This is a genomic window from Streptomyces sp. NPDC022910 (assembly GCF_055561075.1).
Genome location: NZ_JBVHHL010000055.1, coordinates 1 through 12462, shown reverse-complemented (window position 1 = coordinate 12462; position 12462 = coordinate 1). Strand labels below are relative to the sequence as shown.

Sequence of the window (12462 nt, the reverse complement as noted above, 5' to 3'; positions counted from 1 at the left end):
GGGGGCCTGCGCGTCCTTGACTCAGGGTGATGCCGCGGGCGTGGCGAACAGCGACTCGATGTCACTCGGCAGGCTGCTGGGAAGCTCGCTGGGCAACCATGACGGCAGCTTGGTCGGCAGCTTCGAGGGAAACCTCGACGGCAGTGCCGTGGGCAGTTCGGACGGGATGCCGAAAGAGGGCGAGCGACTTGTGCTCGCGCTGGTCTCGGTGGACGACTTGCGCTGCGCGGATCCGCCACCGCTGTTCAGCACCAGCACCACGGCCACGATCCCCAGCGCCATGATCACGGCGAGCGCCAGGAAAAGGGTGTTGCGGCGCGGGCCGGGCGCCCCGGACGGCCCCGGCGGAAGGGCGTCGCCGCCGCCCGACGACCAGTGTCCGCCGCCGTGCGGCGGACCATAACCCCCGGATGGAGTTCCGGACCCCTCCGGAGGAGACGGACCGTAGCCCCCTGGAGGCGGGCCGTTGGCTGCGGACGGCGGACCGGAGCCGCTCCGGTCCCAAGGCGGCGTGTCTCCCGGCGGCTGGGGTGGCGTCGGCGGCATGGCCATACCGCCCAGAGTCGCCGCGGACCGGTCACGGCGCGACCCCCGCACGTCAGTTGATACGGACTCATGTCATGGATCGCATGATTCCGGAGCATTCCGCGCGAAGGTCGGCCGCTCGGGCCCGGTCGCGATCAGCCGCGCGCGCCCAGCAGATGATCCATGGCGAGCTGGTCGAGCTGTTCGAAGGCCATACCGCGCGTGGCGGCCGCCTCCACGTCGAAGTCCTCGAACGCGGCGCGGTCGGCGAGCAGGGCCCGCAGGCCGTCGGCCGCGGTCGGCTGCGCCAGCTCGTCCACCCGGGAGGCACGCAGCGCCTCCTGGACCTCCGGGTCCGCGCGGAACGCGGCGGCACGCTCCTTCAGGATGAGGTAGTTGCGCATGCAACCAGCCGCCGAGGCCCACACGCCGTCGAGGTCCTCGGTCCGCGGCGGCTTGAAGTCGAAGTGCCGCGGCCCGTCGTATCCGGCGCTCTCCAGGAGATCGACCAGCCAGAACGCCGCCCGCAGGTCTCCCGCACCAAAACGCAGGTCCTGGTCGTACTTGATGCCGGACTGACCGTTGAGATCGATGTGGAAGAGCTTGCCCGCCCACAGGGCCTGGGCGATACCGTGCGGGAAATTGAGACCGGCCATCTGCTCATGGCCCACCTCGGGATTGACCCCATACAGCTCCGGACGCTCCAGACGCTCGATGAAGGCCAATGCATGGCCGACCGTCGGCAGCAGGATGTCACCGCGCGGCTCGTTCGGCTTGGGCTCGATGGCAAAACGCAGGTCGTAGCCCTGCGAGGTGACGTACTCACCCAGGAGGTCGAACGCCTCCTTCATACGGTCCAGAGCCACCCGCACATCCTTGGCCCCACCGGACTCCGCACCCTCACGACCGCCCCAGGCGACATACGTCTTCGCGCCCAGCTCCACCGCCAGGTCGATGTTACGGACGGTCTTGCGCAACGCGTAACGACGCACGTCCCGGTCGTTGGCGGTGAACGCGCCGTCCTTGAAGACAGGGTGGGTGAACAGGTTGGTGGTGGCCATCGGCACGCTCATCCCGGTCGTGTCCAGGGCCTGCCGGAAGCGCTTGATGTGCCCCTCACGCTCGCTGTCCGAGGACCCGAAGGGAATCAGGTCGTCGTCGTGGAAGGTCACTCCGTAGGCCCCGAGCTCGGCGAGGCGCTGCACCGTCTCCACCGGGTCCAGGGCACGCCGGGTGGCGTCCCCGAAGGGATCCCGTCCCTGCCAGCCGACGGTCCACAGGCCGAAGGTGAACCTGTCCTCGGGGGTGGGCTGGTAGCTCATACACGGCTCCTTGTTCGCTGAGACTATTTCGTCATGGCGCTTAACAAATTAGTATGCCAGGGCATCTCTGGGAAGAGACGATGTGTCCCCGTACGGAGAATTCGTACGGGGACGATCCGTGCACGGCGGGCCGAGGCGGTCCGCGACACGCCCACAGGCCAGATCCCGCGAGCCGCGGAAGAGGGAGAGCCCGATGTCAGCAGCCGACGGTCCGCTCGTCGTCGGGGTGGATTCGTCCACCCAGTCCACCAAGGCCCTGGTCGTCGACGTGTCGACAGGACGGGTGGTGGCGAGCGGCCAGGCGCCGCACACCGTCTCGTCGGGCGCGGGCCGCGAGAGCGATCCACGCCAGTGGTGGGACGCCCTGTGCGAGGCCCTGAACCAGTGCGGCGAGCCGGCTCGCGAGGCCGCCGCGGTGTCGATCGGCGGCCAGCAGCACGGCCTGGTCACGCTGGACGCGCACGGCGACCCGGTGCGTCCGGCCCTGCTGTGGAACGATGTGCGGTCGGCTCCGCAGGCCCACCGTCTGGTGGAGGAGCTGGGCGGCCCCAAAGCCTGGGCGGACCGCACTGGCAGCGTGCCCGGTCCGTCCTTCACGGTCACGAAATGGGCCTGGCTGGCGGAGAACGAGCCCGAGGCCGTCCGCGCGACCGCGGCCGTGCGACTGCCCCACGACTACCTGACCGAACGCCTCACGGGGCAGGGCACGACCGACCGCGGTGACGCCTCCGGCACCGGCTGGTGGGCGTCGGCGACGGAGTCGTACGACGCGGAGATCCTCGCGCACGTGGGGCTCGATCCCGCACTCCTGCCGCGGGTGGTGCGGCCCGGCGAGGTGGCCGGCACGGTCCGCGATGCCCATGACCTGCCGTTCTCCAAGGGGACCCTGGTCGCACCGGGCACCGGTGACAACGCGGCCGCGGCACTGGGCCTCGGCCTGCGCCCCGGGGCTCCGGTGCTGAGCCTGGGCACGTCCGGCACGGTGTACGCCGTCTCGAAGCGGCGCCCGACCGACCCGACCGGGACCGTGGCGGGCTTCGCCGACGCGCACGGCGACTGGCTGCCGCTGGCCTGCACCCTGAACTGCACGCTGGCCGTCGATCGCATCGCCGCCCTGCTGGGCCTGGACCGCGAGGCCGTCGAACCCGGCACGGGTGTGACGCTGCTCCCGTACCTCGACGGCGAGCGCACTCCGGCTCTCCCGCACGCCTCGGGACTGCTGCACGGCCTGCGGCATGACACGACGCCTGGCCAGCTGCTGCAGGCGGCGTACGACGGGGCGGTGCACTCGCTGCTGGGCGCCCTCGACCTGGTACTCGACCCGGACGCCGACCGCACGGCTCCGCTGCTGCTCATCGGCGGCGGCGCACGGGGCACGGCGTGGCAGGACACCGTACGGAGGCTCTCGGGTCGTCCCGTCCAGGTGCCGGAGGCCAAAGAGCTGGTCGCGCTGGGCGCCGCCGCTCAGGCCGCCGGGCTGCTCACGGGCGAGGATCCGGCCGCCGTCGCCCGGCGCTGGGACACCGCCCGCGGGCCGGTACTGGAGGCCGTGGAGCGCGACGAGGAAACGCTGTCCAGGATCACCGGGGTACTCTCCGACGCGGCCCCGCTGCTGGAGCGCGAGCCGGACCGGCGCTGAGGAGATCCGAGGGAGGCATGACCGCACCACTGCACGAAGCCCATCCGTCCAGCCCTGGACGCCGGTTGCCCGACACCCAGCAGGGCATGCGCCGCCGCAATCTGGCGCGCGTCATGCACACCGTGAGCGCCGAGGGGCCGCTGTCGCGTGCCGCGGTCGCCTCACGGATCGGGCTGACCCGGGCGGCGGTCTCCACCCTGGTCGACGAGCTGACCCGTGCGGGACTGCTGGAGGAGCTCGGGCCAGAGCGCCCTGGGAGGGTCGGGCGCCCCGGGTCCGCCCTGGCCGTCAGCGGCCAGGGGCCTGCCGGTATCGGCGCCGAGATCGGCGTCGACCACCTCGCGGTGTGCGCGGTCGATCTGCGCGGTGTCGTACGGGCCCGAGCGGTGCGGCACGGCACGAACCGCGGCCGTCACCCGCAGCCGGTGCTCGGTGAGCTGACCGCTCTGGTGGGGCAGGTCGTCGCGGAGGCGGAGCGGGAAGGGCTGTGGCCGGCGGGTCTCGCCGTCGCGGTGCCCGGTCTGGTCGCGCGCGACGCCCGGACCGTGGTCCGCGCCCCCAACCTCGACTGGCACGACATCGACCTGGGACCGCTCCTGCCGGCCGGACTGCCACTGACCGTGGACAACGAGGCCAACTTCGGCTCGCTGGCGGAACTCTGGCTGGGCGACGAGACCCCCCGCGACTTCCTGCACGTCTCGGCGGAGATCGGCATCGGCGGCGCGGTGGTCGTGGACGGGCGGCTGCTTCGCGGGAGGCGTGGCTTCGCGGGCGAACTGGGACATGTGCCCGTGCACCCGGAAGGGCCGGAGTGCGCCTGCGGCGGGCGTGGCTGTCTGGAACAGTACGCCGGCGAGGAGGCGGTGCTGCGCGCGGCCGGGCTGACGCCGGGCGAAGACCGCGTCGAGCTGCTGGCCCAACGCGCCGCGCAGGGCGACAAGGACGTGCGCCGTGCCCTGCACGGCGCCGGTACCTCGCTCGGCATCGCGCTGACCGGCGCGGTCAATCTGCTGGACCCCGAGGCGGTCGTGCTCGGTGGAGCGCTGGCGGCTCTCGCACCCTGGCTCCTGCCCTCGTTGGAGCGGGAGCTGGCGCGGCGGACAGCGGGTCCGGCCTGTGCCGTGTCCGTCTCACGGCTGGGGTCCGAGGGGCCACTGCTCGGTGCCGCGCACTCGGTGGTGCGGGCGGTACTCGACGATCCGGCGGCCGTGGCCGCGCGGATGTAGGGGGCTGCCCTCCCGCAGCCGTCGAGCCCCGCGCTCAGGCCACTTCGCTCGAACGGGTGACGGAGTTCTCCACACTCCCCTGCTTGTCCACCGAAGACACCGCCCCCTTCCTGCCCAACCGCCCAGCGCCGTACCGTGATTCACGCGAGGCGCAGCTGTCCGGCATAGGCTGCGCACGAGTCGGATCGGGGGAATCACATGGCGGCGGAAACGGCAGTAGGCCTGCGGCGTGAGGCGATCGGTCTGCGCGAGGTCCTGTTTCAGAGCATCACGGCGATGGCTCCGGCGGCGGCAGTCGCGGCGTCCATTCCCTCGGGAGCGGCTTTCGCGGGCGGCAGCCTTCCGCTGTCCGTCCTCGTCGCCCTTGTGGCCTGCCTGTTCACCGCGTCGTGCGTGGCCGAGCTGGCACGTCAACTGCCTGTGGCGGGCTCCGTGGCGACCTATGCGGCCCAGGGGCTGCATCCTGCTGTCGGGTTCCTCGTCGGCTGGGGCTATGTGTTCGTGGAAGCGCTGGTGCCACCCCTGCTGCTTCTGCAGCTGGGCTTCACCACTGCGGGCACGCTGCACGCGGAGTGGTCCTCGTACCCGGACGACCTGTGGTGGCCCTGGGCGCTGGCCGGAGCAGTGGTCATCACGACGGCCGGTTACTTCGGCGTGCGCGCCTCGGCCCGGCTCGGCACGGTCCTCGGCGTCTTCGAGGTACTGGTCTTCCTGGTCTTCGCCGTCTGGCTCATCGTCAAGGCGGGCGGGAACAACACGCTGTCGGTCTTCGGCACCTCCCATACGGCCAAGGGGTACGAGGGCGTCGGCGGCGTCTTCGCCGGATCGGTGTACACGGTGCTCGCCTTCGCCGGATTCGAGGCGGCGGCGCCACTGGCGGAGGAGACGAAGGACCCGCGGCGGACGATGCACCGCGCGGTTCTCGGGGCGGCGCTGGCGATCGGGCTCTTCTACGTGGTCACGACCTACGCGATGACCGTATTCGTCGGCCGGGATCGCTTCGCCGGCTTCGGTGCCTCGGGAGCAGCGTCCTGGGAGGGCGTGGCCCGCGCGTCCTTCGGGCTCTTCTGGGTCCTGGTGTTCCTGGCCGTCGTCAACTCCACGATCGCCAACGCGAACGCGTGCGCCAACGTCTCGACCCGTACGGCCTTCGCGTTGGCGCGGATCAGGGTGTTCCCACCTCTCTTCGCGCGCGTGCACTCCCGCTACCGCTCCCCCGTCGCCGGTGTCGCCGTGCAGACAGCGGTGGCCGTGGCGGTCGTGTTGGGCCTCGGCCTGTACTACGACCCCGTCACGGCGTTCCTGCTGCTGGCCACCGTCATCGTCACGGTCGTCATCGGGGTGTACATCGTGGTGAACGTCGCGTGCGCGGGCTACTTCCTGCGCCGCAGGCGCGAGTTGCTCAGCCCGGTGCGGCATCTGCTGTTCCCGCTGCTGGGCATCGTCGCCTTCGTGCCGGCCCTGCTGACCGCGGCGGGCCTGCCGGTCTTCGACTTCGTGTCCGCGCTGTCCGCGCCGGTGTCGTACGCCGGGCCCGTCGTCGGTGTCTGGATGGCGGCCGGGGTCGTCGTCCTGCTCGTCCTGATGCGGCGCCATCCCGGACGCATAGCCGAGACCGCCCGCGTGCATCTCGACGACACCCCCGCACCCGACCTTCGGCCGAACGGAGCCGTGCAGCCATGAGCGATCCCCGAATCCTGACCGTGCGGCCCACACCGGACGAGTACGCCTGGACCTTCGGCGGCGCACCGCCCGTCGCGCGCATCGCGCCGGGCACCGTCCTCGATCTGTACACCGAGGACTGTTTCGCCGGGCGGGTGCGGTCCGAGAAGGACCTGGTGTCCGAGGTGTGCGAGTTTCCGTTCCTCAATCCGCAGACCGGTCCGTTCCATGTCGAGGGCGCCGAGCCGGGCGACACTCTCGCGCTCCACTTCGTGTCGATCGAACCGGCCCGGGACTGGGCAGCCTCGACGACGGTGCCGCTGTTCGGCGCGCTGACCTCCACGCACACCACGGCGACGCTTCAGTCTCCGTTGCCCGAGGCCGTCTGGATCTGGCAGCTCGACCGGGAGCGGGGCACCGCCCTGTTCACCGCGCGCGACAGCGACATCCGTGTCGAGCTGCCCATGGACCCGATGCACGGCACGGTGGGCGTGGCGCCGGCGAATCTGGAGGTGCGCTCCGCGCTGGTGCCGGACGCGCACGGGGGAAACATGGACACCCCGGAGATGCGGGCGGGCGTCACCTGCTACCTGGGAGTGAACGTCGAGGGCGGGCTGGTCAGCCTGGGCGACGGGCATGCCCGGCAGGGTGAGGGCGAGACGTGCGGGGTGGCCGTCGAGTGCGCGATGAACACCGTGGTGATCGTCGAGTTGCTCAAGGGAATCGCCACACCCTGGCCGCGCCTCGAATCCGACACCCACATCATCTCGACGGGCTCGGCCCGCCCTCTGGAGGACGCGTTCCGGATATCCCAACTCGATCTGGTGCAGTGGCTGGTGCGCGACTACGGGTTCAGCGAGCTCGATGCCTACCAGTTCGCCACCCAGACGGTCGAGTCTCCGCTGGCGAACGTCTGCGACACCAACTACACGTGTGTGGCCAAGCTCCGCAAGGACTGGCTGCCCGCCCGCGAAACGCACCGCGGAATGCATGCCCGGCTACGCGAAACGGCCGCCGTGCTGAGGCGTTGAGTACACGAGGAACTAGGTCGGCACATCTGCGAACCTCAGGCCCGGAAGGCACTCTGTCCATGGAACGAGCCGTATCGGAACGAGCAGGACGCCTCACGAGCAGGCGGCGCTTGCTGAAGGGCGCGGCACTCGCCGCGGTTCCCTACGCACTGCTCCCCTCGGCACCGGCCGGTGCCCGCCCCCGGACCGTCGACCATCCCTCCGCCGACTGGTTGTCGGCGGATCCGTCCAACTACACGGCCTCCGATCGACCCGTGAGCTATCCGCTCGACGTCGTCATCATCCATGTGACCCAGGCGACCTACACGAACACGCTGGGCATCTTCCAGAACCCGCGGAAGAACGTGTCGGCGCACTACGTCGTGCGGTCGGCGGACGGGCACATCGCGCAGTGCGTCCGCGAGCACGACATCGCCTGGCACGCGGGCAACTGGGAGTACAACACACGCAGCGTCGGCATCGAGCACGAGGGCTGGGTGGACCGGCCCGGATACTTCACGAACGCACTGTACGAGGAGTCGGCCAAGCTCACGGCGGCGATCTGCACCAGATACGGCATCCCGAAGGACCGGGCGCACATCATCGGACACTACGAGGTTCCGGGCACGGACCACACCGATCCGGGCCCGAACTGGGACTGGACGCGCTACATGAGGCTGGTCAACTTCGCCTGACCCCGGGCGGCGGTGGCGTCGGCACCGGGCGAGCAGGCAGCCTGGCCGGAGAGGCTCCCCCGGTCTCGTTCGGGTCGATGACGGTCGAAACGGTTGTCGGCGGCTACCCGGGGAGTGACGATGTCCCCCAGCGCACCGCCGTCCCGGGAGGCCGAGTTGACCGATCCGTGGGTGGCCCTGGAAGCCGGGGCCGATCCCGTCGCACGGGTGCGGGAGCTGCGTAGCGCCCATGAGGCGTTCACGGCGGTGGGCACGGTGGCGCGGCGGGTGCGGCCGGTGGTGGCCGACTCGTGGCGGCGTTCGGCACGAGCGGGCGTGGGACCCGACGGCACGGCGCGGGTGGAACTGACGGACGACGACCTGGGCTCCTACCGTTCGGAGCATCCGCTGGCCCGGGTGATGCCGCTGGTCCGGGAGTTGATGGGCCCGTTCGCGGCGGACGGGGAACATCTGCTGGCGGTGTGCGACGCGCAGGGCAGGCTGCTGTGGGTCGAGGGGCATCCGGCGACGCGGCGGCGAGCGGACCGGATGAACTTCGTGCCGGGGGCGCGTTGGGCAGAGTCGGCGATGGGGACGAACGCGCCGGGTACGGCCGTCGCCGTGGACAGGCCGGTGCAGGTGTTCGCGGCCGAGCACTTCACCCGGCGGGTCCAGCCGTGGACGTGTGCTGCGGCGCCCGTGCACGATCCGCGCACCGGCCGGGTGCTCGGCGCACTGGACATCACCGGCGGGGACGGGCTCGCGCACCCGCACAGCCTGGGGTTCGTGCAGGCGGTGGCGCGCGCCGCCGAGTCCCAGCTGGCGCTCCTGTCCCCGGCCGAGGCCACGACGGACGCGTTGCAGCTGACCGCGCTGGGCCGCGACGAGGCGCACCTCCTCCTCGGCGGCCGGACGATCAGGCTCAGCCGCCGGCACAGCGAGATCCTCGTCCTGTTGGCCCGGCATCCGGAGGGACTGACCGGCGACGAACTGCTGTGCGCGCTGTACGAGGACGAGTTGGTGACGCCGGTGACGCTGCGTGCCGAACTGGCGCGGCTGCGCCGAATCCTCGGCCCCGGGCTGCTGGCCTCGCGCCCCTACCGGCTCACGGCCGCGGTCGAGTCGGATGTCGCGGTCGTGGAGCGACGGTTGGCGTCGGGGGCCATCGCGGAGGCCGCAACCGCCTACCGGGGCCCTTTGCTGCCGGGGTCACAGGCGCCGACGGTGGCCCGGTTGCGGCGCAGGCTGAGTGACGGACTGCGGACGGCGCTCATCGCGCGCCGCGACCCCGACCTGCTGGCCGACTGGGCGCACGCTCCGTGGGGCGACGACGACCTCGAGGTATGGCGGGCGCTCGCGGCGCTGCGGCCGACCGCAGCCGTACGGGCGCGCCTCGACGCGCTGGAGTCGGAACTCGCGGCTCCAGCCGGATGGGCACATCCGGTTCCTCGCTGACGCACGGCGGGCTACGGCGTGGCGCCCGGCGCAGTTCTTCCCCGGGACGACCTCCCCTTCGGCGCAGCCACGTCGCAACGTACTCGCAACGTCCCGCTTCCTAGCCTCGCGCCGAGAGCTGCCCAACGGCGGGCAGCGCTTTCTGGGGAGGCAGACCCGCATGACCCGTTACGCAGCGCCTGGCACCGAGGGCGCGATCGTCTCCTACCAGGCGCGCTACGACCACTTCATCGGCGGCGAGTACGTGCCTCCGACGCGCGGTCAGTACTTCGAGAATCCGAGTCCCGTGAACGGGCAGCCCTTCACGGAGATCGCGCGGGGCACGGCGGAGGACGTGGAGCGCGCGCTGGACGCGGCGCACGCCGCCGCGCCGGCCTGGGGCCGTACGTCGGTGACCGAGCGCTCCGACATCCTCCGGAAGATCGCCGACCGGATGGAGGCCAACCTGGAGCAGCTGGCGGTTGCCGAGAGCTGGGAGAACGGCAAACCCATCCGGGAGACATTGGCCGCGGACATCCCGCTCGCCATCGACCACTTTCGCTACTTCGCCGGGGCGATCCGGGCGCAGGAGGGTTCGCTGGGCGAGCTCGACGACGACACGGTGGCCTACCACTTTCACGAACCGCTCGGCGTGGTCGCGCAGATCATTCCCTGGAACTTCCCCATCCTGATGGCCACGTGGAAGCTCGCGCCGGCCCTGGCGGCGGGGAACGCGGTGGTCCTGAAGCCGGCCGAACAGACCCCGGCGTCCATCCACTTCTGGCTGAGCCTGGTCGCGGACCTGCTGCCGCCGGGGGTGTTGAACATCGTCAACGGATTCGGGGTGGAGGCGGGCAAGCCCCTGGCCTCCAGCCCGCGCGTCGCGAAGGTCGCGTTCACGGGCGAGACCACGACGGGCCGGCTGATCATGCAGTACGCCTCCGAGAACATCACTCCGGTGACGCTCGAACTCGGCGGAAAGTCCCCGAACATCTTCTTCGACGACGTCTGGGCGGCGAACGACGACTTCCGCGACAAGGCGCTGGAAGGCTTCACGATGTTCGCGTTGAACCAGGGCGAGGTGTGCACGTGTCCGTCGCGAGCCCTGGTGCAGCGCGGGCACTACGCCGAGTTCATGGAGGCAGCCGTCGCCCGCACACAGCAGATCAGGACCGGGCACCCGCTGGACACCGAGACGATGATCGGCGCACAGGCGTCGAACGACCAGTTGGAGAAGATCCTTTCCTACCTGGACATCGGCCGGCAGGAGGACGCGAAGGTCCTCACGGGTGGTGAACGCATCGAACATGACGGCGAGTTGAAGGGCGGCTACTACGTCCAGCCGACGATCTTCGAGGGCGACAACCGGATGCGGATCTTCCAGGAGGAGATCTTCGGCCCGGTGGTGTCGGTGACGTCGTTCGACGACTTCGACGACGCCATCAAGATCGCCAATGACACGCTGTACGGACTCGGCGCCGGCGTGTGGACCCGGGACGTCAACACCGCGTACCGCACGGGCCGAGCCATCCAGGCGGGCCGCGTCTGGACGAACTGCTACCACGCGTACCCGGCGCACGCGGCGTTCGGTGGCTACAAGCAGTCCGGGATCGGCCGCGAGACGCACCGGATGATGCTGGACCACTACCAGCAGACCAAGAACCTCCTGGTGTCGTACTCGCCGAAGAAGCTCGGCTTCTTCTAGACGCAGAAATTGGGCGCCTGACCAGGGCAGATGCCCGGCAGGCGCCCTTCTCGGCGCACATCTAAGCAGCGAGTCGAAACACGCCCTTACTCCCGATATCTCCCACCCATATCCCAGCTCTGACCAGCAGTTCCGGGGCATTTCCGGGCCAAGGTCCCGCTAAGGCGCTCTCCGCATCGTCGTCGTCCGTCGCCTCCTCCCATCGCCGCATGGAGTCTTCGATCAGGGTGTTGGCGTGGTTCCGCGCATCAGCCAGGAATTTGGCGTAGTAGCGGAAGAGGACCTGGATGCTCTGCCCAGCCCGGCGCGCACACTCTGCGGGGTCGACGCCGGAGGCCAACCAGAAGGAGATGCCGGCGTGGCGCAGGTCGTAGGGCCGCTTCGCCAGGTCAAGGGCGTGCTCGTCAAGCGTAAGAACGGCCTCACGCGCTCGCCCCCAGGTGATGCCGTACGCCGAGGCGTCGATGTAGTTCCCCTCTGCGTTGTGGAACAGGCGTCCGTCGGGTGCAACGCCGAAGCTTCCTATGTGTTCGCGCAACATGCGGACGAGCACTGGAGGAATTGGCACCGGGCGTGTCGCCTTGACTGCCCGCCGCTTCAGGGAGTGGATCTCGTGGACGGCGCCGTCATCCGTCCACTCCTTACCGGCAGTCACGACGCCGCCCTTCAGGTTCAGAAGGCCCCAGCCGCTCGCCGGCAGACGGCACTGGGATTTCTGTAGATGGATCACCTCGGCTGGGCGCATGGCGGCGTAGTACATGCAGCCGAAGAAGGCATACAGATGAGGGCCACGGCCGGGTAGGGCTCTGACTGCGGCTAGCAGTCGGGCAACCTGAGCCGGGTTCGGCACGCAGTCGGGATCGACTTCATCGGCGACTTCCGGCGCCGTCCAGCGAAGACCGATCAGCGGGTTCTGTGCGAAGTATCCGCGTTCAACGGCTACACCAAACACCTCGTTGACCGCAGCCTTCTTTCGCTTCACGGTCTTCGCGGCAGCGGCCGTTCCATCGACCTTCCGACAGAGTGCGTCGAGGCCACGCCGCAGCACATCGGGATCATCCAACTCACCTACAGGCAGCGAGTGGCGCTGCAGCCAGTCCAATGCCGCCTGCCACTCTTCTGACGCATCGACCTTCCAGGCGTTCTTGTTGAAGGCCCAGGAGTAGAGCGTGAGGGGCCTCGCGTTTTTCGGACAGGGTCTGGCCGAGCAATTCATGCCGTGAGTTGCAATTCCTGGAACTCGGCGTGCACTTCGCCCGGGGGGC

10 protein-coding genes are annotated in these 12462 nt (G+C 70.1%); 7 read left to right on the top strand and 3 right to left on the bottom strand.

The window, feature by feature from the left end:
- Nucleotides 1-21: 21 nt before the first annotated feature.
- Nucleotides 22-282: a hypothetical protein gene (locus ACZ3TS_RS33955; protein ID WP_467625646.1), complete on the bottom strand. Its 261-nt coding sequence runs from the start codon at nucleotides 280-282 to the stop codon at nucleotides 22-24.
- Between the two features lie 398 nt (nucleotides 283-680).
- Nucleotides 681-1847, bottom strand: a complete 1167-nt coding sequence (gene xylA, locus ACZ3TS_RS33950; protein WP_467625593.1) for a xylose isomerase — start codon at nucleotides 1845-1847, stop codon at nucleotides 681-683.
- Between the two features lie 193 nt (nucleotides 1848-2040).
- Here xylA and xylB point away from each other — a divergent pair, with 193 nt between their 5' ends.
- From xylB to adh, 7 genes are all read left to right on the top strand, one after another.
- Nucleotides 2041-3486, top strand: coding sequence for a xylulokinase (xylB, locus tag ACZ3TS_RS33945; protein WP_467625591.1), 1446 nt, complete (start codon nucleotides 2041-2043; stop codon nucleotides 3484-3486).
- A 17-nt stretch (nucleotides 3487-3503) separates the two neighbouring features.
- The gene (locus ACZ3TS_RS33940; protein ID WP_467625590.1) at nucleotides 3504-4712 is read left to right on the top strand and encodes an ROK family protein; all 1209 of its coding nucleotides are present in this window, start codon (nucleotides 3504-3506) and stop codon (nucleotides 4710-4712) included.
- 198 nt (nucleotides 4713-4910) lie between these two features.
- The gene (locus ACZ3TS_RS33935; protein ID WP_467625588.1) at nucleotides 4911-6395 is read left to right on the top strand and encodes an APC family permease; all 1485 of its coding nucleotides are present in this window, start codon (nucleotides 4911-4913) and stop codon (nucleotides 6393-6395) included.
- A complete protein-coding gene (locus ACZ3TS_RS33930) occupies nucleotides 6392-7405 on the top strand; it encodes an acetamidase/formamidase family protein (protein ID WP_467625586.1) in 1014 nt (337 codons plus the stop codon). Before ACZ3TS_RS33935 ends, ACZ3TS_RS33930 begins: the two co-directional genes overlap by 4 nt.
- Before the next feature lie 59 nt (nucleotides 7406-7464).
- Nucleotides 7465-8079 carry an N-acetylmuramoyl-L-alanine amidase gene (locus ACZ3TS_RS33925; RefSeq protein WP_467625583.1) on the top strand — a complete coding sequence of 205 codons (615 nt, stop codon included), beginning with the start codon at nucleotides 7465-7467 and terminating at the stop codon, nucleotides 8077-8079.
- Nucleotides 8080-8199: 120 nt separating this feature from the next.
- Nucleotides 8200-9513 carry a GAF domain-containing protein gene (locus tag ACZ3TS_RS33920; protein ID WP_467625581.1) on the top strand — a complete coding sequence of 438 codons (1314 nt, stop codon included), beginning with the start codon at nucleotides 8200-8202 and terminating at the stop codon, nucleotides 9511-9513.
- Between the two features lie 160 nt (nucleotides 9514-9673).
- Complete coding sequence (gene adh, locus ACZ3TS_RS33915) at nucleotides 9674-11197, top strand: aldehyde dehydrogenase (RefSeq protein WP_467625579.1); 1524 nt, start codon at nucleotides 9674-9676, stop codon at nucleotides 11195-11197.
- A 61-nt stretch (nucleotides 11198-11258) separates the two neighbouring features.
- Here adh and ACZ3TS_RS33910 read toward each other — a convergent pair.
- On the bottom strand, nucleotides 11259-12462 hold a 1204-nt coding region (locus ACZ3TS_RS33910; protein WP_467625577.1), incomplete at its 5' end, for a site-specific integrase.

What these genes read in the sequence shown, in the direction of transcription:
- ACZ3TS_RS33930 (WP_467625586.1), top strand. Translation starts at nt 6,392, where the DNA reads ATGAGCGATCCCCGAATCCTGACCGTGCGGCCCACACCGGACGAGTAC.
- ACZ3TS_RS33920 (WP_467625581.1), top strand. Translation starts at nt 8,200, where the DNA reads ATGTCCCCCAGCGCACCGCCGTCCCGGGAGGCCGAGTTGACCGATCCG.
- ACZ3TS_RS33940 (WP_467625590.1), top strand. Translation starts at nt 3,504, where the DNA reads ATGACCGCACCACTGCACGAAGCCCATCCGTCCAGCCCTGGACGCCGG.
- ACZ3TS_RS33925 (WP_467625583.1), top strand. Translation starts at nt 7,465, where the DNA reads ATGGAACGAGCCGTATCGGAACGAGCAGGACGCCTCACGAGCAGGCGG.
- xylA (WP_467625593.1), bottom strand. Translation starts at nt 1,847, where the DNA reads ATGAGCTACCAGCCCACCCCCGAGGACAGGTTCACCTTCGGCCTGTGG.
- xylB (WP_467625591.1), top strand. Translation starts at nt 2,041, where the DNA reads ATGTCAGCAGCCGACGGTCCGCTCGTCGTCGGGGTGGATTCGTCCACC.
- ACZ3TS_RS33955 (WP_467625646.1), bottom strand. Translation starts at nt 282, where the DNA reads ATGGCGCTGGGGATCGTGGCCGTGGTGCTGGTGCTGAACAGCGGTGGC.
- ACZ3TS_RS33935 (WP_467625588.1), top strand. Translation starts at nt 4,911, where the DNA reads ATGGCGGCGGAAACGGCAGTAGGCCTGCGGCGTGAGGCGATCGGTCTG.
- adh (WP_467625579.1), top strand. Translation starts at nt 9,674, where the DNA reads ATGACCCGTTACGCAGCGCCTGGCACCGAGGGCGCGATCGTCTCCTAC.